At 68.4% G+C, this 21036-nt stretch carries 14 protein-coding genes and 1 pseudogene; 4 read left to right on the top strand and 11 right to left on the bottom strand.

Annotated features, from left to right (window positions below; genetic code table 11):
• Positions 1-116: 116 nt before the first annotated feature.
• Entirely contained in the window at positions 117-1583 is a 1467-nt protein-coding gene (locus ACZ6TD_RS37360) for a non-reducing end alpha-L-arabinofuranosidase family hydrolase (RefSeq protein WP_182470180.1), read from the top strand.
• An 87-nt stretch (positions 1584-1670) separates the two neighbouring features.
• Here the strand turns inward: ACZ6TD_RS37360 and ACZ6TD_RS37355 are convergent, their stop codons facing one another.
• The 10 genes and pseudogenes from ACZ6TD_RS37355 to ACZ6TD_RS37310 all read right to left on the bottom strand — a co-directional run bounded on the left by ACZ6TD_RS37355 (position 1671) and on the right by ACZ6TD_RS37310 (position 15908).
• A complete protein-coding gene (locus tag ACZ6TD_RS37355) occupies positions 1671-2126 on the bottom strand; it encodes a carboxylesterase family protein (RefSeq protein WP_471345179.1) in 456 nt (151 codons plus the stop codon).
• Positions 2059-2940, bottom strand: coding sequence for a carboxylesterase family protein (locus ACZ6TD_RS37350; RefSeq protein ID WP_471345177.1), 882 nt, complete (start codon positions 2938-2940; stop codon positions 2059-2061). Before ACZ6TD_RS37350 ends, ACZ6TD_RS37355 begins: the two co-directional genes overlap by 68 nt.
• Before the next feature lie 137 nt (positions 2941-3077).
• Positions 3078-5492, bottom strand: coding sequence for a beta-glucosidase (locus tag ACZ6TD_RS37345; protein ID WP_471345175.1), 2415 nt, complete (start codon positions 5490-5492; stop codon positions 3078-3080).
• 400 nt (positions 5493-5892) lie between these two features.
• Positions 5893-7203: an RICIN domain-containing protein gene (locus ACZ6TD_RS37340; protein WP_471358404.1), complete on the bottom strand. Its 1311-nt coding sequence runs from the start codon at positions 7201-7203 to the stop codon at positions 5893-5895.
• Positions 7204-7260: 57 nt separating this feature from the next.
• Positions 7261-7413, bottom strand: coding sequence for an RICIN domain-containing protein (locus ACZ6TD_RS37335; protein WP_471358401.1), 153 nt, complete (start codon positions 7411-7413; stop codon positions 7261-7263).
• Positions 7414-7662: 249 nt separating this feature from the next.
• Positions 7663-9195 carry an arabinofuranosidase catalytic domain-containing protein gene (locus ACZ6TD_RS37330; protein WP_471345173.1) on the bottom strand — a complete coding sequence of 511 codons (1533 nt, stop codon included), beginning with the start codon at positions 9193-9195 and terminating at the stop codon, positions 7663-7665.
• Between the two features lie 139 nt (positions 9196-9334).
• Positions 9335-10936, bottom strand: a complete 1602-nt coding sequence (locus tag ACZ6TD_RS37325; RefSeq protein WP_471358398.1) for a glycoside hydrolase family 27 protein — start codon at positions 10934-10936, stop codon at positions 9335-9337.
• An 88-nt stretch (positions 10937-11024) separates the two neighbouring features.
• Positions 11025-11765, bottom strand: a pseudogene (locus ACZ6TD_RS37320) (SGNH/GDSL hydrolase family protein); the annotation flags it as partial.
• A gap of 135 nt (positions 11766-11900) precedes the next feature.
• Entirely contained in the window at positions 11901-13904 is a 2004-nt protein-coding gene (locus tag ACZ6TD_RS37315; RefSeq protein ID WP_471345172.1) for an RICIN domain-containing protein, read from the bottom strand.
• A gap of 561 nt (positions 13905-14465) precedes the next feature.
• Positions 14466-15908 (bottom strand): arabinofuranosidase catalytic domain-containing protein, encoded by a 1443-nt coding sequence (locus ACZ6TD_RS37310; RefSeq protein ID WP_471345170.1) that lies wholly within the window; start codon positions 15906-15908, stop codon positions 14466-14468.
• Between the two features lie 843 nt (positions 15909-16751).
• On the opposite strand from ACZ6TD_RS37310, the gene ACZ6TD_RS37305 reads away from it, so the two are divergent.
• Together ACZ6TD_RS37305 and ACZ6TD_RS37300 are read left to right on the top strand one after the other, a co-directional pair.
• The gene (locus ACZ6TD_RS37305) at positions 16752-16970 is read left to right on the top strand and encodes a hypothetical protein (RefSeq protein WP_471345168.1); all 219 of its coding nucleotides are present in this window, start codon (positions 16752-16754) and stop codon (positions 16968-16970) included.
• A 9-nt stretch (positions 16971-16979) separates the two neighbouring features.
• The gene (locus ACZ6TD_RS37300; RefSeq protein WP_471358394.1) at positions 16980-17849 is read left to right on the top strand and encodes an integrase core domain-containing protein; all 870 of its coding nucleotides are present in this window, start codon (positions 16980-16982) and stop codon (positions 17847-17849) included.
• Between the two features lie 607 nt (positions 17850-18456).
• On the opposite strand, the gene ACZ6TD_RS37295 is transcribed toward ACZ6TD_RS37300, so the two are convergent.
• Positions 18457-19980, bottom strand: coding sequence for an amino acid permease (locus ACZ6TD_RS37295; protein ID WP_471345167.1), 1524 nt, complete (start codon positions 19978-19980; stop codon positions 18457-18459).
• A 306-nt stretch (positions 19981-20286) separates the two neighbouring features.
• Here ACZ6TD_RS37295 and ACZ6TD_RS37290 point away from each other — a divergent pair, with 306 nt between their 5' ends.
• Positions 20287-21027, top strand: a complete 741-nt coding sequence (locus ACZ6TD_RS37290) for a GntR family transcriptional regulator (RefSeq protein WP_060949681.1) — start codon at positions 20287-20289, stop codon at positions 21025-21027.
• The last annotated feature ends 9 nt before the right edge of the window (positions 21028-21036 follow it).

Below are 21036 nucleotides of genomic sequence, written 5' to 3'. Positions count from 1 at the left end.
GGCGCCAGAGCATCCGGAATTTCTTCGAAATGTTCCGTGATTGCTCCTGCCCCCGGGCACGTCCGCTCCGCGGTTCATCGGGGTCACGTCACCACCGCCCCAAAGGAGGCCCTCTGATGTGGTTTCGCCACCCGCCCCCGGCCCGTCCAAGACGCTTACTCGCCGTCCTTGCGCCTTTGCTGCTCGTGGCCACCTTCCTCGGTGCCCAGCCCGCCGACGCGGCGACCGTAGACCCCAACGCCTCGTATGTGCTGGTCAACCGCAACAGCGGCAAGGCCCTGGACGTCTACAACATGGCGACCGGCGACGGCGCCCGCATCACCCAGTGGACCAGGAACGATCAGAACCAGCAGCAGTGGCAGTTCGTCGATTCCGGGGGCGGCTACTACCGCATCAAGTCCCGCCACTCGGGCAAGGTGCTGGACGTCTCCAACCGGTCCACCGCGAACGGTGGTTCGATCGTCCAGTGGGCCGACCTGAACGGCACCAACCAGCAGTGGCGGCTGGCCGACAGCCCGGATGGCTACGTGAGGCTCATCGCGCGCCACAGCGACAAGGCCCTCGAAGTACAAGGTGCCTCCACCGCCGACAACGCGAACGTCGTCCAGTACGACGACTGGGGCGGCACCAACCAGCAGTGGCAGCTCGTCAAGGTCGGCGGCAACGACCCCGGCGCGTGCGATCTTCCATCGACCTACCGGTGGACATCAACGGGCGCGCTGGCGCAGCCCAAGCCGGGGTGGGTCTCGCTCAAGGACTTCACCGTCGTCCCCTACAACGGCAGGCAACTCGTCTACGCGACGACGCACGACACAGGGACGACATGGGGTTCGATGAACTTCGGCCTGTTCACCAACTGGTCGGAGATGGCATCGGCCGGCCAGAACACGATGTCGGCTTCCACCGTCGCGCCCACGCTCTTCTACTTCGCGCCGAAGAACATCTGGGTGCTCGCCTACCAATGGGGTGGCACCGCCTTCTCCTACCGGACGTCGAGCGACCCCACCAACCCGAATGGCTGGTCGTCCCAGCAGGTGCTCTTCTCCGGAAGCATCTCCGGCTCCGGAACCGGGCCCATCGACCAGACGCTCATCGCCGACGGGACGAACATGTACCTGTTCTTCGCCGGTGACAACGGCAAGATCTACCGGGCCAGTATGCCGATCGGGAACTTCCCGGGCAGCTTCGGCACGAACTCGACAGTGGTCATGAGCGATACGACGAACAATCTGTTCGAAGCCCCGCAGGTCTACAAGCTCCAGGGCCAGAACCGCTACCTCATGATCGTCGAGGCGATCGGCTCGCAGGGCCGCTACTTCCGCTCGTTCACGGCCACCAGTCTGAACGGCTCGTGGACGCCCCAGGCCGCGACCGAGAGCAATCCCTTCGCCGGCAAGGCCAACAGTGGCGCCACCTGGACCAACGACATCAGCCATGGCGAACTGATCCGCACCAGCCCCGATCAGACCATGACCGTCGATCCCTGCCATCTGCAGTTGCTCTACCAGGGTCGCAGCCCCAACTCCGGCGGCGACTACGGCCTCCTGCCCTACCGTCCGGGTCTGCTGACTCTGCAGCGCTGACGGCGTGACACGAGTCGAGACGGTGGGGGTGAGCGGGGTCGGGGACCGGCGCGGTGGCTGATGCACCGATTCCGGTCCCCGGCCTCCTCAGGAGTGCTGTGTGCCCGGCATCGTGTCCCAGAACGCGCACTGGTGTTCCGTCGAGTACCGGTCGTCGTCGATCAGGGCACTTCTGCCCCCGGCCCGCAGCGACAGCATCAGGCCCTTGCCGCTGTGATAGCCGGGCCAGACCATCTGCCCGGCGGCGGCCGGCCGGCCGGTCTTCGTGAAGGCGCCCCAGTACCGCGTCATCTCGCGGGCGAGTCGGCGCTCGTCGGCGTTGAACAGCGGGGCGATGGGTGTGCCGTTGTTGAAGCTGGGCCAGATGTAGGCGAGTTCCGCGGCGTGGCCGGCCCCCCAGACGTAGCCGGGGATCTGCGTCAGGCCAGGGCCGGTCCGGTGGTCGAACTCGTACGCGTAGGTGCGGGTGTACCGCTCAAGGGTCCGGGCGAGCGAGCGGAGCCCGCACCCGCCGACCCCCGCGACACTCCCCGAGTCCGTCATGATCCCGCCGACGAGGTACGCCGCGGTGTACCGGTCGGACGTATCGGGCCAGGGGTAACGGGCGAGGACCTCGTCGGCGCGGGGCGCCGGCGAGGTTCTGGACGAAGGCGAGGTAGGCCTCCTTGCCCGCGCCCATGTAACCCGCGGCGAAGGTGCGGCCCTCGTCACGGTTGGCACCGACCACCACGGGCACGCGGGTGAACCTCCCGCTGTCCAGCGCCTCGCGCGGTCCGGTCGGGAACGTCGGGGTTCCGTCCACGAAGCCGGCCGAGAAGGTCCGGCTCGCGTCGAGGAGCGTACCCGCCGAAGCCGGCCGCAGACAGTCGAGGACGGCCGCCTGAGCCGTGGCGTCGCAGCCCGCCTGCCGGGCGAACGCCGTCCCCGCGGCCTCCGCCCGGTCCTGCGGTCCGCTGCGACAGGAGCCCCTCTGGATCATGGCGCGGGCGAACAGCCCGCGCGAGCCGGGCGACACGAGATGACCGCAGACGGACCAGCCGCCCGCGGACTCGCCGTCGATGGTGACCTCACCGGGGTTGCCGCCGAAGGCGGCTATGTTGCGCTGCACCCAGCGCAGCGCGGCCTGCTGGTCCATGAACCCGTAGTTGCCGGACTCGCCGCCCTCCTCGGTGAGGGCGGGCAGGCCAATGCCGAGGAACCTCTCGACACCCTTCGAAGTGGCGCCGCGCACGGCGCCCTTGTCGGTGGCCACCGCGGTCGGCGCCGTCGCGGACGCCGTCGCGGGCAGCAGCCCGACGACAGCGAGGGACATGACCAACGCACCGCCCAGGGCAGTACGGATTCTGCCGGCAGTCATGGATGGGGACCTCTCTGGCCGGGTGCCGGCCGCACGGTGCGGCCGGCACCCTTGGTGGCGGAGGGGGAGGAGCCGGGCCGGGGCCGGCCCGGCATCAGAGGCCGCTCGTCACCCGGCCGATGTCGCGAGCCGGGCGGTCAGCGGGTGACCTCGACGCCGCCGTGCAGAGGGAGCGTCCGCGACGAGGAGCCGACCCACACCTCCCGGTGCCCGGTGCCGAGCTCCCAGGCGTGGGAGGAGGTGTTCCAGTACTTCAGCTGCTGTGCGTCGACCTGGATGCGTACGGACTTCGACTGACCGGCCCGCAGATGCACCTTCTGGTAGCCGCCGAGCGAGCGCACCGCCTGGGGCGCGGTGGTCTTCGGGCTCGCACCGACGTAGACCTGGGCGACCTCGTCACCGTCGCGGGTGCCGGTGTTCTTCAGCGTGAACGAGACGGTCAACGTGCCGTGGCTCAGCCGAACCGCGAGGTCGCGGTAGGCGAAGGAGGTGTACGACAGGCCGTGGCCGAAGGGGAACAGCGGGGCGGCCTTCTCCTTGTCGTACCAGCGGTAGCCCACGTAGATGCCTTCGGAGTAGTTCTCCTGGTTGTTCACTCCCGGGTATCTGAGCGGGTCCCCGGCGACCGGTGTGGCGGACTCGCTCGCGGGGAACGTCTGGGTGGTCTTGCCCGACGGGTTCACGTCGCCGTAGAGCAGGCGGGCGGTGGCCTCGGCCCCGTTTTCCCCGGGGTAGTACGTGTCGAGCACCGCCTTGACCTTGGACAGCCACGGCATGGTGATCGACGATCCCGTGTTGAGGACGACGATCGTGTTCGGGTTGGCGTCGGCGACGGCGGAGATGAGTCCGTCCTGGTCGGCCGGCAGGGAGAGGTTCTTCCGGTCGGCGCCCTCGGTACCGTCGTCGTGGGCGAAGACGATGGGGGTCTTCACCTGGCGGGCCAGGGCCACGGCCTGTTCCCGGGCGGCCTGCGCGGCCTGCGGGGTGACCCAGTTCAGCCGGATCTTGGCCGGTGCGCCCTGGATGGCTTGGGCGTTGGCCGCGAAGCGGTGCGTTCCCGCCGTGAGGTGCACCGTGGCGCTGCTGGAGCCCAGGAAGCCGGTGATGACGCTCTTGCCGTCGATCGTCAGCGCGCCGTACGCGGCGGGAAGGTCGTAGACGAAGGAGTAGTCGCCGTCGGCCGGCACCGTGAGGGTGCCGCTGTAGTCGAGGGGGGCCGCCGGGGTGACGGTGATCGTGCCGTCCGAGCCGGCCGGCAGGGCGGGGCTGAGGGCCGTCGCGGGAATGGGGGCGCCGGTGGTGTCGACGCCGGCCGCGTAGCGCACCGTGGCCTTCCGGCCGGCCCGCTGCGTGATGGTGTCCAGCGGCGAGGCCGCGGAGTCCGGTACGACGTTGGAGCTGCCGCCGCCGGTGACCTTCGGTGTCTTCGCGGTCGGGCCGATGAGCCCGATGTCGGTGTCCTCGCCGGTCAGCGGAAGCGCCTTGCCGGTGTTCTTCAGCAGGACCGAGCCGGACTCGGCCACCTGCTGCGCGACTTTGGCGCCGCCCTGCGGGTCGCGTGCGGGCCGCCGGCCCGCAGCGCCGTCGAGGAGACCGAATCGGTTCATCTGGCCCAGGATGCGGGCGACCGAGTCGTTGAGCTTCGAGACCGGAATGGTGCCGTTCGTGATCGCGGTCTTCAGCTTGTCGCCCAGAAAGACGCCGTTCGGCATCTCCTGGTCGAGGCCGTTCACGATGTCGGTCGTCGCGTGGGTCGCGCTCCAGTCCGACATGACCCAGCCCTGGAAGCCCCACTGCTCTTTGAGGATCGAGTTGAGCAGTTCGTCGCTGCCGCAGCCATGACTGCCGTTCACCGAGTTGTACGAGCACATCACCGCACCGGCGCCGGCCTTGACGGCGGCCTCGAAGGCGGGCAGCTCGATCTGACGCAGGGTCTGCTCGTCGACCTTGACGTTCACCCCCATGCGGTTGTCTTCCTGGTTGTTCTCCGCGTAGTGCTTGACGGTGGCGATCAGGCCCTGGCTCTGTATGCCCCCGATCTCGCCGGACACCATGCGGGAGCTGAGCAGCGGGTCCTCGCTGAAGGTCTCGAAGTTCCGCCCCGCGTACGGCACCCGGATGATGTTCGTCATCGGTGAGAGCAGGACGTCCTGGCCGAGCGCACGGCCGTCGCGTCCGATGACCTGGCCGAACGTACGGGCCAGTCGGTCGTCGAAGGACGAGGCGAGCGCGACCGGCGCCGGCATCGCGGTGGCGTGCGCGTTGACCCGGACGCCCGCCGGACCGTCGGTGAGCCGCAGTTCGGGGATGCCGAGGCGGGGAACCCCGGGGATGTATCCGGCCTGGCCGAGGGCACGGGGATCGGTGCCTCCATGAACGAAGGACAGCTTCTCGTCCAGAGACATCCGGGCGATGAGGGCGGCGACGCGGGGAGACACGCTGACGGTGCCCCGAGCGTCACCCGCGCCCACGCCCGAGGCGCCAGGGGCCACGGCCGTGCCCGCGGCGAGGAGCATCGCGCTCGCTCCCGCGATCAGGGCCGTGCGGCGCAACCGGCCTCTCCTGCGACGCCGTACCGATGTCCGATTGAACTCCATGCAGACTCCTCACCAACGAAAGCGTTCGACGATTTGAGTCAGTGACCGCCGCGTGCGACCGCGCCCCACATCGGAACGTGGGCCGGGCGGCCGCGAACACCTCGGGGCGCTTCATGGGTTCTCGTCTCAGTCGGTGGGGCACCCGGGGACGGCCCTCGGCGGCGATGGGCGGGGCCGGGGAGCAGACCGAGGTGTTATGCGAGAGTGTCGAAGCTGCAACGGATCCGTGTCCAGCAACAAACCGAGATCTGTTCATGCGATAGGCGCATCAATTCACGTCGCCCGGGCCGCGACCTCGACTGCGGCGAGCGGCCCGGGCGACCTGGACATCCCTTGGCCGTGCCCGGCCGGTGTGTCAGTTCTCCAGGCGCCAGCGCTGGTTCGCGCCGCCCGAGCAACTCCACAGCTGGATTTTCGTGCCGTTGGCGGTCGCCTGACCGCTGGCGTCCAGGCAGAGCCCCGACTGCGCTGCTGTGATCGTGCCGTCGGGATTGATGTTCCATTGCTGGTCCGCCTGCCCGCTGCAGTCCCAGATCGCCGCAGGGCTGCCGTTCGCCGCCTGGCCGGAGGTGCCGAGGCACTTGTTGCCGTAGACGACCAGCTGCTTCCCAGCGGTGTGGGTCCACCGTTGGTTGGAGCCGCCGTTGCAGTCCCACAGTTGTGCCTGTGTGCCGTTGGCCGTGGTGGAGTTGTTGATGTCGAGGCAGCGCCCCGACTGCTGGCCGACGATCTTCTGGTTGCCGGAGGGCGCTGGCGGATTCGAGCCGAACTGTGTGAAGAACTGCCACACCGCTGCCGACGTCCAGGTGCGCCAGCCGCCACCGGTGGAACCGTCTATGGGACCGGGGTCGTGGCCCGCTCCGTCGAACGCGGCCCAGACGACGGGGTATCCGGACCTGCATCCGGAGTAGGTTGTGATGATGTGGGTCAGGCTTCCGTAGGCCGGCTCGGGCGGGTTCTGCGGGGTACAGCCGTTCGTCCGGACGAAGGTGTCGCGCAGTTGCCGTCCCGACGCGATGGGCAGCACGTTGTCCCTGAGGCCGTGCAGACCCATGTAGGCGATGGGCTGGTTGCCCCCGTCGCACCCGCTGAGGTTCGCGCCGGAGTAGACCGCGACCGCGCGGAAGACCGTCGCCCGTGAGCAGGCCAGGGCGTACGACATCCCGCCGCCGTAGCTGAAGCCGCCGGCGAACAGCTGGGTGGTGTCGACGCACAGGCCCGCTTCGATCTGGTTGACCATGGCGTCGACGAAGGCCACGTCCTGGCCGCCGGGGTTGGCCCAGCCGTTGCCGTTGCCCTGGGGGGCGACGAAGATCGTGCCGTTGTTCGCGTTGTCGGCCAGGCGCCTGAGACCGTAGTAGGACCAGTTGTAGCCGTCCGTACCACCCGAGTCGACGTCGCCCGCCGTGCCGCCCCGCCAGTGGAAACCGAAGATCAGTCGGTAGGGGTGGTTGCTGTCGTAGCCGGCAGGAATCCGCAGTATGTAACTGCGGGTCTGGCCGCCGCTCTGAATCGTGTGGTTACCACTCGACAGCGCCGGGGCCTTGCCACAGCCGGCGCTCGCCGCGGCGGCGGCCTTCGTGGTCGGCGCGGGCGCGCCGAGGGCGCTGCTGAACGAGGTGCCCGGGGCTGCCAGGACGAGAAGTACCGCAGCCGCGATGGACATGAAGAGACGTTTGGGTTTCATGTACTCCTTCTTCCGAAAGCTTGCCGCTGTGGCCGCTCAGGCCCCGGTGATGGTCCATTCGTTGTTGGTGCTGGAGTTCGGAGTCCACAGGACCGTGGTCGAGCGGGCCGTGGTGCTGCCGCTGCCGTCAAGGGCGGTGCCGGTGGCCCGGTTGATGATCTGGTAGCGGTTGCCGCCGAGGCTGTTCAGTGACCACTGATGGTTGGTGCCGCCGTTCCACGCCTCCTGGCGGGCGGGGGCGCCGTTGGCCCACGCCGGTCGACGGTCCCCGGGGCGACGCCAGGTGCACGCTCAGCGACTCGCCCGAGGCGGCCCGGCTCGCGGTCGTCGACAGCAGTGACAGCACGAACGCCAGGACGATGCCGACCGTCAGTGCCAGACGGCCAGGCCTCGCTCTCGATCTCATCCGATCCTTCTCCCGGTTCGGCTTTCCCAAGGTCAGCTCAGTGACCATTGCTGGTTGGATCCCCCGTTGCAGGTCCACAGTTCGACGGGGGTGCCGTTGGCGGTGGCGGCGCCGGTCACGTCCAGGCACAGGCCGGACTGGGCGTTGGTGACGGTGCCGTCCGCGTTGAGGTTCCACTGCTGGTTGGTCTGGCCGTTGCAGGCCCAGGTGATGACCTTGGTGCCGGGGCCGGTGCCCCGGCCGGAGGCGTCCAGGCACAGCCGGCTGCCGCCGGAGTACACGGTGAGCTCCTGGGAGGCGGTCTTCGACCAGGTCTGGTTCGCCGCGCCGGCGCAGTCGCGGATCTGGGTCTGCGTACCCGGCGTCGTGGACGCGCCCGGCACCTCCAGGCACCTGCCCGCACCCACCGCACGCAGCGCACCCGTCGTGTCGCCACCGCCGCCGCCCACCCCGTAGCCGGCGGCGGTGATGGCGGCCTGCACGGCGTTCTCGGTGGCGTCGGAGGGGTAGCCCGCCGTCATCGCGCCTTCGAAGAACTCGCCGGTGCCCGAGACACTGTTGTCGCCCCCGGTGCCGAGCAGGACCGAACTGTCGAGCTTCATCGGTGAGTAACCGCCCGGCAGGGGACCGGAGAAGGTGGTGGTCAGGCCGCCGGAGGCGCCGTTGCCGTATTTGAGGGTGAAGTTGCTGGTGCCGTTGTTCTTCAGCCACGCGCTGACGAACGGATAGTGCACACCGGTGTTGTTGGGGTCTTTGTTGGAGCCGGTGTTGGTGTGGTACATGCCGTTCTCCAGATCGGCTTCGACCCACGGGCCGTTGCCGGTGCACCCGTTGAACCAGCAGGCGTTGCCCCAGTAGATGGCGTTCATGGTGGCGTTGCCGGTGTCGGTGTGGGAGTTCTCCCCGCTGCCGTAGTCGAAGCAGCACCACTGGTTCGTGTAGTTCGACGACGTCACCATGTAGATGCCTTCGGGCTGGGAACCGGTGGCCACGCCCTTCGCGTGGTCGATCCGGTAACCGACACCTTGCTTGACCTTGACGCCGAAGACCTGGTGGCCGGCCGCGGTCACCGGCAGGGCCATGGCGTCCGCCCCGATGTCGGATCCGCCCGGGCCAGGGCCCTTCCAGAAGCCGCCCCAGGAGATCGGCAGGTCGTTGTGCTCGGTGGTCTGGTCGTAGAGCTTGGTGATCGTGCACGACGTGCCCGAGCAGAACGAGACCTGGGAAGCCGCGTCGGCGTATCCGCCCGCGCTGAGCACCGCGATGTCGCGGTAGCTGTGATCGGAGGACCGCTGGATCTGATACAGCGGCCCGTTGTACGACGCGAAGAGGGCCCTGGTGGTGGAGTGCGCCGTCACACACGGCGTACCGCCCGCGGCGTAGATGTCGCACGGAAGCGACGCGTCCGCCGCGCGGTGGGCCGCCGGGTGGACGGTGGCGGCCGCACCGGACTGCGAGGATGTGGCGAACGCCGGCGCGCCGAACGCGGCCAGAACCATCGCCAGGGCGACAAGGAGCGCGGCCTTCCGTCGACTTCGCCGGGGAGGGACGGCAGGTTCGATCATGGCGACCTCCTCTGTGGCGGTGCCGCCCCACGGCGGCGCCGAAGCTGCCAGTGGTCGGTGCGGAGGCCCCCGGCCGTCCGGGGCGGGCAGGCCCCGCGGGAGGGCCCGGCCGGTGCCGGGCCGGGGCACGGAGGGGGACTCATCCCAGCGTCCAGCGCTGGCTGCTGCTGCCGTTGCAGGTCCACAGCTCGGCGAGGGTTCCGTCGGCCGTGGCCTCTCCGGCGACGTCCAGGCAGAGGCCGGACTGGACACCGGTGATCGTGCCGTTCGAGTTCAGCGTCCACTGCTGGTTGGTCTGGCCGTTGCACGGCCAGATCTCCACCTTCGTCCCGGGGCTGGTCCGGTTGTCGTAGGCGTCCAGGCACATCTGGCGGCTGCCGGAGTAGACGGTGAGCTGGTTGGAGGTGGAGTGCGTCCAGGTCTGGTTGCCCCCGCCGTGGCAGCTCCAGATCTCCACCTGGGTGCCGGCGGTCGTGGTCGAGTTCGGCACGTCCAGGCACTTGTCGGCACCCATCGCGTGCAGCGCGCCGGTCACACTGGTGCCGCCGCCACCGCTGGTGCCGCCCGCGACGCGGTACATCACCGTGCCGTGTGCCGGCACCGAGGCGCTGATCGTGCCGGAGGTGGTCGAGGACACTCCCGACCACAGGTCGGTCAGCGTATAGGCGGACGCCCCGGTCTTCCCGATCGCGGCCGCGGTGGTGATGATGGTCGCCGTCGAGCCCGTCTCGTTGAACAGCGCGACCGACACGTCCCCATTGGCCAGCGGCTTGGCCAGCACGTCCAGGCCGCCCGAGGAGGAGACCATGGCGCCCTGCTTGCCCAGGGGATCCTGGTCCACCGCGATCACCCGGGAGTTGGTCAGCGTGGACAGGGTGTCCGCACTGGCCGAGGGGATGTTGGTGCCCGCGATCAGCGGCGCGGCCATCTCCGCCCACAGACTGAACTCGCTGCGGCTCTCGGTGGCCGTCAGTGAGCCGTTGCCGACCTCCAGCATGTCCGGGTCGTTCCAGTGGCCGGGACCGGCGTAGGAGGCCAGCCCCACGTTGCTGTGGAAGATCGACAGCATGCTGGAGAAGCTGGCGTTGATGTCCCCGGTGGTGCGCCAGCTGTTGCCCACGTCCGCGCCCCAGCTCCACACGTTCTCCTGGCCCCAGTTGCACAGGCTGAACAGGATCGGCCGGCCGGTGGCCGCCAGGGCGTCACGCATCACGGTGTACCGGGTGCGCGCGGGCGCCCCTGTGTTGTTGCAGTTGTCGTACTTCAGATAGTCCACGCCCCAGGAAGCGAACGACCGCGCGTCCGTCGTCTCGTGCCCCAGACTGCCCGGGTAACCCGCACAGGTCGCGGTGCCCGCGTCCTCGTAGATCCCCAGCTTCAGCCCCAGCGAGTGCACGTAGTCCGCGGTGCCCTTGATGCCGTCCGGGAACTTGGCCGGGTCCGGCACCAGGCGGCCGCCGGAGTCGCGGCTGTGGGTCATCCAGCAGTCGTCGATGTTGACGTACGAATAACCGGCCGCCTGCATGCCGTTGGTGTGCATCGCCTGCGCGGTGGACTTGATGAGCGACTCGGAGACGTTGCAGCCGTACGCGTTCCAGTCGTTGAAACCCATCTGCGGGGTCAGCGCGAGCCCGTTGCCGAGTGCGGCGGCGGGTTGCGCCGTTCCGAGGGAGACGAGGGGGACGACCGCGGTGAGCAGCACGACCGAGACGATGAGCGTCAATGTTCTGCGCAAGGACATCCGCGGGGACGGCGACAACCGTCGCCTGGCTCTCGCAGTGGACACGGGCATGATTCCTCACTACTGGGCCGGGTTACGGAAGGAGGCGGGGCGGTTCGATCCAGCCCGCCGCGTCCGCGGCTTGCACCCCCGCGTTGAAGGCGTCCGCCATCTTGCGGTAGCCGTTGTCGTTGGGGTGCAGGGAGTCGGCCAGGTCCGCGGCGGTGAGAGCGCTCATGTCCACCAGACGTACGTGCTTGCCCGCGGCCTGCTCGGCCCGGACGATTTCGGGGAGCTTGGCGTTGAACGCGGGCCGGTGGGCCTCCTCGGTACCGCTGGTGGAGACGATCAGGGTGCCGACGAGGACGGTCGCGCCGGGCGCGTCCCTCGTGATCTGGTCGATGAGTGCACGGAGCCGGTCGGGGGCGGTCGGGACCTGATAGTTGCCGTTGAGATCGTTGGTGCCGATTTCCAGGGTGACGACATTCGGCCGGTAGCGGGCCAGCACGGAGTCCGCGATACCTGCTATCTGGTCGATCCGCCAGCCGGAGTGGCCTTCGTTGTCCGGATCGGGCATGGACCCGTTGCGGCCCGAGCCGACGAAGTCCACGGCGTGCCCCTCGGCCGCCAGCCGGTTCCACAGGAAGCCCCGGTAACCGTTTCCTGACGGGCTGCCGACGCCCCAGGTGATCGAGTTGCCCAACGGCATCAGCCGTAAGCCGGTGGGCGCGGCGGTCCGCGCGGCGGGGGGTGGCGCCTCGGTGCTGGTGGCGGCGGTCGCGGGTAATGCGGCGGCCACGCAGAGCGCGGCCGTCAGCGCCGCGGCCAAGGGGACCGAGTACTTCTTCATCAGCGTTCCTCACTGGTGCGGGACGGTGGGTGGGGTGAACGAGCCGCCGGTCCGTGCGGGCCTGTCGACGCCGCCCGGCGTCGACACGGAATTCCTGCCGGGTCCGGGCCGATCGGGAGCGAGGGCCCGAGCCGGTCAGCGGGGGGTGAAGTCCTGGTTGCTGCCGGCCGTGTTCTTGCAGGGCCATTGGTCGAGCTGCTGCCCGGGGCTGCTGCTGCCGCCGTAGACATCCAGGCACAGACCGCTGTTCTTGTTCTGGAAGGCGTACGAGCCGTCGGACTGCTGTACCGGCAGCCACAGACCTCCGGCCGCCTCGCCCGGGGCCTGCTGCACGATGTCGGGCGTACCGGCGGACGTGGAGCCGCCCGACACCGCCACGACCAGCCCGGAGTTCTGGGCCTGCAACTGTCCGTAACCACCCGAGACCGGCAGGAATTGGAACTGCTGGTTGCTCTGCCCGTTGCACGTCCACTGGTCGATCACGGCGCCCGCGCTGGTGGAGTTGCCGTACACGTCCAGGCACAGGCTGTCGCTGCCGATCACCAGCTGGTGGTAGCCGGTGGGGAAGCCGCCACCGCCGCCCGACGACTGGACGCCCGCCTGCTGGATGACCTGCCGGGCGCCCTGCGGCCAGTTGGTGCCGCCGACCAGGACGTTGCCGGTGAGGACGTTGTTGTGCGGAGGACCGGTGGCCACGTACGTGTTGCCGCCGTTGTACCAGTTGCCGGAGAAGGTGCTGTCGTCGGTGTGGTTGTTGCCGTTGGCATTGGTGAGCGCCCAGTTACCGGCGTCCTGCACCACGTTGCGGGACACCGTCAGGTACCGGGATCCCTCGTCGAGGTACAGCGCGGTGGTGTGGTTGTTGCCGTACATGTAGTTGTCGCTGATCACCGAGCCGGGGCTCGCGGACAGGCTGTAGATGCTGCCGCCGTCGAACATCGCCTTCTTGGTGTCGAAGACCAGGTTGTGGGAGACGGTGTTGTTCTTCAGCGTCGTGGGCGTGCTGTACACGGGCTGGTAGGCGTACGTTCCCCGGTTGACGTAGTCCTGGCTGCCGCCCGGGTCGTTGATGCCCCAGCCCCAGCCGATGTCGATCCCGTCGTAGGGAAGGTGGTCGCATTGGTTGTGGGTGATCGTGGCGTTCGTGACGTAGGTGGACAGGATGCCCGCGGTTTCCTTGTAATCGGTGCCCACCCCGCTCACCCGGTTGTTGCTGACGGTGATGTCATGGTTGGTCATCTGCGGGTTGCCGGGGTGGTGCGCGTCCGGCTGGATCCCCCCGACCTGGATGCCACTGCCGGCGATGTCGGTGAACGTGTTGCCGGTGATGGTGATGTCGCCCGCGCCGAGTCCGGTGCCGGAGGCCGTGGCGGCACCGTCGTTGCCCACGCCCAGTCCGGCCTGCCCGAGTTCGGAGAACGTGTTGCCGGAGAACGTGATGCCGGTGGCGGCGGAGACCTGTACGGCCGCGGGCATCTGCACCCAGTGGTTACGGGTGGCCTCGAACTGCGTACAGCCCGACTTGCAGGTGTTCAGCCAGTTGGCGGGCATCGCGTGGGCCCCGGTGATGTGCGCGCCGCTCTGCTGGTCCGCGTAGCCGTCGGATCCGCTCGGGCCGAGCCAGGAGGTTCCCGTGAACCGGATGCCGCTGAAGCTCAGGCCGGTCGCCGGTGAGCCGTAGTCACCGCTGATGCCGAGCAGGCTCTGCAGCCGGGGCAGTTCGACATCGAGGCTGTTGGGGTCCTGCCCCGGCTGGGCCCGGTAGTACAGGTCGCCGGTGGACGAGTCGAGGTACCACTGTCCGGCCTGCTTGAGGAACGCGTAGTTGTTCTCGAGGTACATCGTTCCGCCTGCGAACGGGGCGTTGATGGTGTCGTAGCCCCACGAGTTGTTGTTCCAGGCGGGCTGCTGCATGGTGATGGTTCTGCCGCTGATCGACTGAACCGGCGCGTAGCGGTCGGTGAAGGAGTTGACGCTCTCGACTTCCATGTGGATCTTGTCCGAGAGACCGGCCAGGTAGTCGAGTGAGGGGTCGGTGACGGTCAGGCCGGTCTGGGTGAAGGTGAAGGCGGAGCGGGGCACCTGGATCGCCGCCCGCGGTGCCTCCTTGGCGTTCACGTACAACTGGCGCGTGTTCACGCCGGTGCCGACGTGGGACGACCAAATGTTGTTCGACTGATCATGTACCTGCCAATCTGAGACCTGGCGGGCTCCTGTCACGACCGGCTGCTGCCCGGACACGGCCTGGTAGGTGATGGTGTGGCCGTTCTGGCCGCCGTCGCCGGGGCCGAAGGCCAGCGGTTCGGACAACCGGTAGGTCCCCCCGGCCAGGTGGACCATGACGTCCGAATCGGCCGAGAGCTGGTGCGCGGGCCGCTGCGCCTGGTCGATCGTCGCGAACGGCCGCTCGGCGGTGCCGTCCCCGCCGGGATCCGCGCCCGGAGCCACGTACAGGACGGCGGCCGGCGCGTGGCGCTCGGCCGGTGCGGCGAACGTGGCCCCGGCCGTGGCCAGGCTCCCGGCCAGTAGGGCGAGCACAGCTACGGGGGCGGCCCAGAGGCCGCGGAGCGCTCTGGCTCCGGACATCGTCATCCTCCAGTGGTGACGCGTGTGGACCTGGTGGTGCCGGGGCGGTGTGACGTCGTTCGCCGTCGAAGCCGTCTGCATGACGCGCGCCCTGGTCGGGGCGAGGAGGTCAGGTCAGTCGAGATTCCATTGCTGGTTGGACCCACCGTTGCACGGCCAGAGTTCCGCCAGGGCGCCGTTGGCGGTGGAAGCGCCGGTGACGTCGAGGCAGAGTCCGGACTGGGTGCCGGTGACGGTGCCGTCGGAGTTCAGCTGCCACTGCTGGTTGGCGCCGCCGTTGCACGGCCAGGTCACCACCTTGGTGCCGGCGGACGTCTGATTGTCGTACGCGTCCAGGCACATCTGGCTGCTGCCGCTGTAGACGGTCAGTTGGCCCGAGGAGGTGCGGGTCCACGTCTGGTTGGCGCCGCCGCCGCAGTCCCAGATCTGCAGCTGGGTACCGGCCGTGGTGGACGAGTTCGGCACGTCCAGGCACTTGCTCGCGCCCATCGCGTGCAGCGCGCCCGTGCTCGTCCCGCCGGAGGAGTTGCTGTATCCGGCCGCGGTGATGTTGGCCTGGACCGCGTTCTCGGTGGCGTCCGACGGGTAGCCGGAGGTCATCACGCCCTCGTAGAAGGTGCCTTGGGCGCCCTTGCTGTTGTCGCCGCCGATGCCCAGGATGATGGCGCCCTGCTTCCGCATCGGGTTGTAGCCCGGGACGTTTGGACGCGGTCCGTCGTAGAAGGTGGACAGGCCGCCGGACTGGGCGTTGCCCCCACGGATCGCCCAGTGGTTCGGGCCGCCCTTGATGATGGCGGTCGTGTACCGGTGGTTGATGGTCGGGTCGCCCGCGTTGTAGCGCTGGTTCACCCCGGAGAACAGGCCGTTCTCGAGATCGGCCATGATCCAGGGGCCGTTGCCGCTGCCGTAGCCCCAGACCTTGATGTTGCCGAAGTAGATGGCCTCCATGGTGCCGTTGCCGTCGTCGTTGCTGTCCGTCTCGGCGTTGCCGTAGTCGAAGCAGCATCCGCCGTTGTAGTGCGTGCCGTCGAAGATCGCGTACATGCCCTCGGGGTTGTCCCCGGTCGCGATGCCGTTGGTGTGGTTGTTGCGGTAACCCGTGCCGGGCGCCACGAAAACGCCGTAGGCCTTGTGGCCTCCCACCATGGTGGGCGCGGCGGTCGCGTTCGCGAGGTTGTCGGGGCCGCCCGCAGCACCGCCGCCGGGCGCCTGGGTGAGGTTGTTGCCGCGTCCGGACTGGTCATAGATGATCGTGATGAGACAGGTCGTCCCCGAGCAGAACGAGTCCTGGGCGGCGGCGTCCGCGTATCCGCCCGCGCTCAGGACGCCGATGTTCCGGGTGCTGTTGTCCGAGGCACGCCGGACCTGGTAGAGCGGCCCGTTGTACGAGGCGTACAACGCTCGCGTCGTGCTGTGCGCCGCCACGCAGGGTGTCCCGCCTGCCGCGTAGATGTCGCACGGCCCGGACGTGTCAGCACGGGCCGTACCCGCCGTGGCCGTGGCGCCGGCAAGCGCGCCGGCGACGAACACAGCTGCGGCTCCCGCCCGGGCGAACATTGTCGCCGCTGAGCCGGGTGAGCGCGTCGGCAGAGGGACGTGTGTCCGGCCCGGCACGCGGCCCGGCCTGCCACCGCGCCCTACCGCCGCGAACAACCGTCGCACGCCCCCGCGCACGGACAGCGGGTGGCACCTTGTACGCATGGTTCTCATCTGATCTCCCTACCGTGCCGGCGCGACCCGATCGGGTCGTCTGTGGTGGCGCTGACAATCCGGAAGCGCTTGAAAGTGCCGTTTCCGCAGCGAGATTGCAGAGAGGGTTCGGGGGGAGACGGTGCTCCCGGCTTCGTGGACTGTCAAGAGTGCGGAGTCACTTGTTGCGAACCTTGTCGCGGAATCGATTCAACGGCCGATTCCGGCAGTTCGGGACCGATCGGGACGCCCGAACAGTCCCGGGGCGGCGGCAGGCGATGGGCGGCCGGTCTTCCCATCGGGCGGGCCGCGCGGGCCTGCCCGACGGCGGGCCGCCGGATTATGGGTGACTGCCCATCATGCGGGTGAGCAGGAACGCAGCCGCCAAGCTCATGTGGCGAAGGGCCGATTCGGAGAGCTCCAGCCGAAGCAGCGGGGCTTCGGACCGCTCGTCGGCGCCGCCGTCGCTTCACGGCCCGGGATTGATCCCGCATTCCGCCGGTCGTAGCATCCGTCGAAGCGCTTGCGTGGAATCGATTCACTCCACGCCTTCCGTACGACATGGGACTCGGAAGGCTCGATGGCTCTGCGCTTGCCGGAAATCTCATCCGCCCTGGCGAGGGCGGTTCTTCGGGTTTCCCGAAATCTGGCCGCGGTCGCTCGAGCTCGCGCTCTCGCGCAGTTGCCGTCAGCGCGTCATGATGATCGATCGTGCTGCTGCGACTGGCTTACCTGGGTGTGACGAACGCGTTCGCGATGCTTCGCCTGCTGCCAATGACCGACCGGGACAAGGACGCGGAGATACTCGCCCTGCGTCACCAGATCACCCTGCTGGAACGCCAACTCGGCAAGGACAAGCTCCGGTTCACGCCGAGCGATCGGGCGTTCCTGGCGGCGCTGTTGCACCGGCTGCCACCGCGCGTCCTGTGACAGTTACGGCTGCTCGTACGCCCCGACACGGTGCTGCGTTGGCACCGCGACCTCGTCGCACGCCGCCATGCCGTCTCTTGCCGACCCAAACGCCCGGGAAGACCGCGTACCGTGCGCTCGATCCGCATCCTGGTACTGCGGCGGGCGAAGGAGAACCCGAGCTGGGGGTACAGGCGCCTGCACGGCGAGCTGCTCGTGCTGGGGCTGAGAGTGGGCGCGTCCACCGTCTGGGAAATCCTGAAGGAGGCCGGCATCGAGCCTGCGCCCGAGCGGAACTCCAGTACCTGGGCCAGTTTTCTGCATTCCCAGGCTGAGGCGCTTCTGGCCTGCGACTTCATGGAAACAGTCACCCTGTCGGGGGTACGGATATACGTGCTCGTGGTGATCGAACACGGCAGTCGCCGGATCCGCGTCCTGGGCGCCACGACGCATCCGATCGCCTCCTGGGTAGCCCAAGCGGCGAAGAACCTCGTCATGGACCTCGGAGACCTCGGCTGCCGGGCACGGTTCATGATCCGGGACCGGGACGGAAAGTTCCGCGAACTGTTCGATGCCGTCCTCAAGGACGCGGGGATCGACGTCGTGCTCAGCGGCATCCAGATGCCACGAATGAACTCGATCATGGAGCGCTGGATACAGACCTGTCGCCGCGAGCTCCTGGACCGGACGTTGATCTGGAACCAGCGACACCTTCTGCACACCCTGCGCGAGTTCGAGCACTTCTACAACGGACACCGACCACACCAGGGCATCGCCAACGCCAGACCGCTGTACTCCTTGCCCCCGCCGATCGACGATCCGGACACGTTAGCCCGCCTCGCCATACGTCGACACGATCGCCTCGGCGGCATCCTTCATGAGTACCGACATGCAGCGTGACCTGCACGGATGAAGTTTCCGGCAACGGCAACCTGACACCTGACCAGGGCGGATGCAGTATGCGGCACCCACAGGGCCGGCCCCGCGCCAGCGGGGGGTGGTTCTATTGTCTGCTTTAACCGAAAGTGCCGGGACCGGTCGGCCCCGCGCCAGCGAAGCCGCCTCGTGACCCTGCCCCAACCGGCCACCCGACCAGCGAACCCTCCGCTATCCGACCACACCCCAAGGAACCTGGAGCACCCGGCCCACGCGCCGGGCCCCTGGCCATGCCCTCCTGGCACCAAGCATCCGCCAACCACATCAACCCACCTCAGCCGACCAACCGAAACGCGGAGGCTAACTGGCGGATGATTCTCGCCCCGTGGCGGCGGTGTGCACCGGCGATACCTGCCTGGAGATGACCTGGGTGAGGTCGGCAGGCCCCGGCACTGGCGCCATGGGCGGGCGCGGCGATCCCTCGTCCGGCGGCCGTCCGGGATGCACCGGGCGACCAGTCGACCAGCGGATGGAGGACGCCCTTCCCGCCCTGGTGATCGCCCCGCTGGCGGTCCCCGTCACCGTGGCCGGTGTCGCCGGCCGGACCGCGCCCCGGCCGGCGACACCGCCCTCACCACACCCGCGCGACCCGCTGGCGGACGACGTAGATGATGGTGAGAAGGGCGAACCAGACCGCACCGGTGTACAGGCCCACTCGTGTGTCACTCTCGAATGCCAGGCTCACCAGGACGATGACCACCATCGCGACCACGAAGATGTTCGTCCAGGGAGCGCCGGGGAGCCGGAACACCGGCAGGGGTGCGCCCTCCAGTGCCAGCCGACGGCGGAACCGCATATGGGAAAAGGCGATCATGCTCCACGTCCACAGTCCGGAGGCGCTGACGACGCTGGTCAGCGTGATGAAGGCATGGGCGGGCGCAAGATAGTTGAAGAGCACCCCGGCGCCGACGGCGAGCGTGGTGACCGTCAGCGCCCGCCCGGGCACCCGGCGCCGTGTCGTGTGGTGGAGCGCTCGCGGCGCCGAACCCGCGGATGCCAGGCCGTAGAGCAGCCGACTGGCCGAGAACATATTGGCGTTGCATGAGGAAAGTGCCGAGGTCAGGACGACGAAGTTCATGATTCCCGCGGCGCCGGCCAGCCCCGCTCTGGAGAACACGGAAACGAACGGGCTCACATCGGCGGTGTACCGCGTCCACGGCTGGACGACCATGAGGATGAACAGCGCGCCGATGTAGAAGACGATGATGCGCCAGATGACGTTGCCCACCGCCTTGGGGATCGTTCGCTCCGGGTGTGCCGCCTCGCCCGCGGTGATGCCGAGCATCTCCACCCCGATGAACGCGAAGACGGCGATCTGCAGGGTGAGGAAGAAGCCGTGCCCGCCGTTCGGGAAGAAGCCGCCGGATGTCCAGAGGTTGCTCAGGTTCGCACCGTGGCCGAGCGCGGTCACACCGGTGATGATGATGACGGCCCCGAAAAGGATCAGGCCGACGATGGCGATGATCTTGATCAGCGCGAACCAGAACTCGGACTCCCCGAACATCCGAACCGAGACCCAGTGCACGCCGAACAGCAGGATCAAGCCGATGAGCGCGGGCACCCACTGCGGAAGGTCCGGATACCAGTAGTGCATGTAGACACCGCTCGCCGTGAGCTCTGCCATCGGGCCCACGATGCACTGCAGCCAGTACGTCCAGCCGGTGACGAACCCGGCGAAGGGGCTCACATGGATCCGGGCGTACTCGCTGAACGATCCGGCGTGCGGCGAATGGACGGCCATCTCCCCCAGGCCGCGCATGAGGCAGTACACGACCGCCCCAGCGAGGGCGTAGGCGATGAGCAGGGCCGGACCCGCGATGTGGATGCCCCGCCCGGAGCCGAGGAACAGCCCCACGCCGATGGCCATGCCGACGGACATCATCTGCATGTGACGCGGGCTGAGTCCTCGCGCCAGCCCGGCATCGCCCTCCGGCCCCGTCGACGCGCGGTGGGTGGCCGATGCGGCCGCCGCCCCGGCCACGGTCACGGCCGGCCGCGACCGTGACAGATCATTGTCGGGTGTGTTCGGCATCGATGCCCTCCAATGGATACTTAACGTATACTTCGCGTACCGGTGCACGTCCAGGGTTCGCACACGGACGTAATGGCGTGAAACGGTGCTGTTACCGGGGCAGCGGGCCCATGGGATGCCGAGCCCACCCCCGTACGCGGAGACAGACGCCGGTTACCATCGGTGGCGTCTGGGCGGCCAAGGGGTACGTAACGGCGTGTCCTTCCGGCCCGCCGCCGTGGACCACAGCGGAACGTCCGGATGATGCTTCACCCGTCGTTCCCGTTCGCAGGAGAGTGATGAATGCCGGAAAGCCGGAAAGCGGCGGCCGCCATGTCGAAGACCGGACAGACTGAGCCCGGTGTCCCGGCAGCGGAGACGAACGCCGCAATGGGCCGGACCCCGGCCTCCCCGAAAAAAGTCTCCCAGACCGGGGCCGCCGTGGAGAAGATCCGCTCCCGCATCATCGACCTGACGATCCCGCCGGGTAGCCGGATCGACGAGCCACTGCTGCTCAAGGAGTTCCAGCTGGGCCGGACCCCGGCGCGGGAGGCCATCAACCAGCTGGCCGCGGAGGGCTTTGTGAAGATCTTGCCCAACCGGGGTGGCACCTTCGTCCGCAAGCTCGATCTGGCGGAGATCGGTGAGATCGTGGTGGCTCACCAACTGGTGGAGAACAACCTCGCTCAGTTGTGCAGACTCGACGACGAGACGCTCGCCGACGATCTGGAACGCATTCAGTCGGCGTACCGCGTGGAGGTCGACAACCGCAGATACCTCAACATCACCGCGTTGAACGAGCAGTTCCACATGCGCATGAACCAGTCGATCGGCAATAGCTTCTTCCATGACTTCGCCCAATCGACCCACCGCCATGTGCGTCGGCTGCTCGTCTATCTCTACACACTCGAGTCGGCGCTGCCCGAGCAGCAGGAGGAGCAGTTCGAGCTCAATGTGCGGCAGCATGACCGCATCATCGAAGCAGTGCGGGCCAAGGACCGCGAGAAGCTCACCGAGGTGCTGCCGGAGCACGCAGGTGCCACGCAGGACCGGCTGGTACGGCTGCTGCAGAGCAAAACGGTCGCCCCGTTCCCCGTCAAGCTGCGCCCGCTCGTCCTGCCGGGGAACTGAGCACACCCG

Source organism: Streptomyces yongxingensis, from assembly GCF_055597465.1.
Note: the sequence above shows the minus strand (reverse complement) of the source record. Positions and strands in the feature narration are given on the sequence as shown.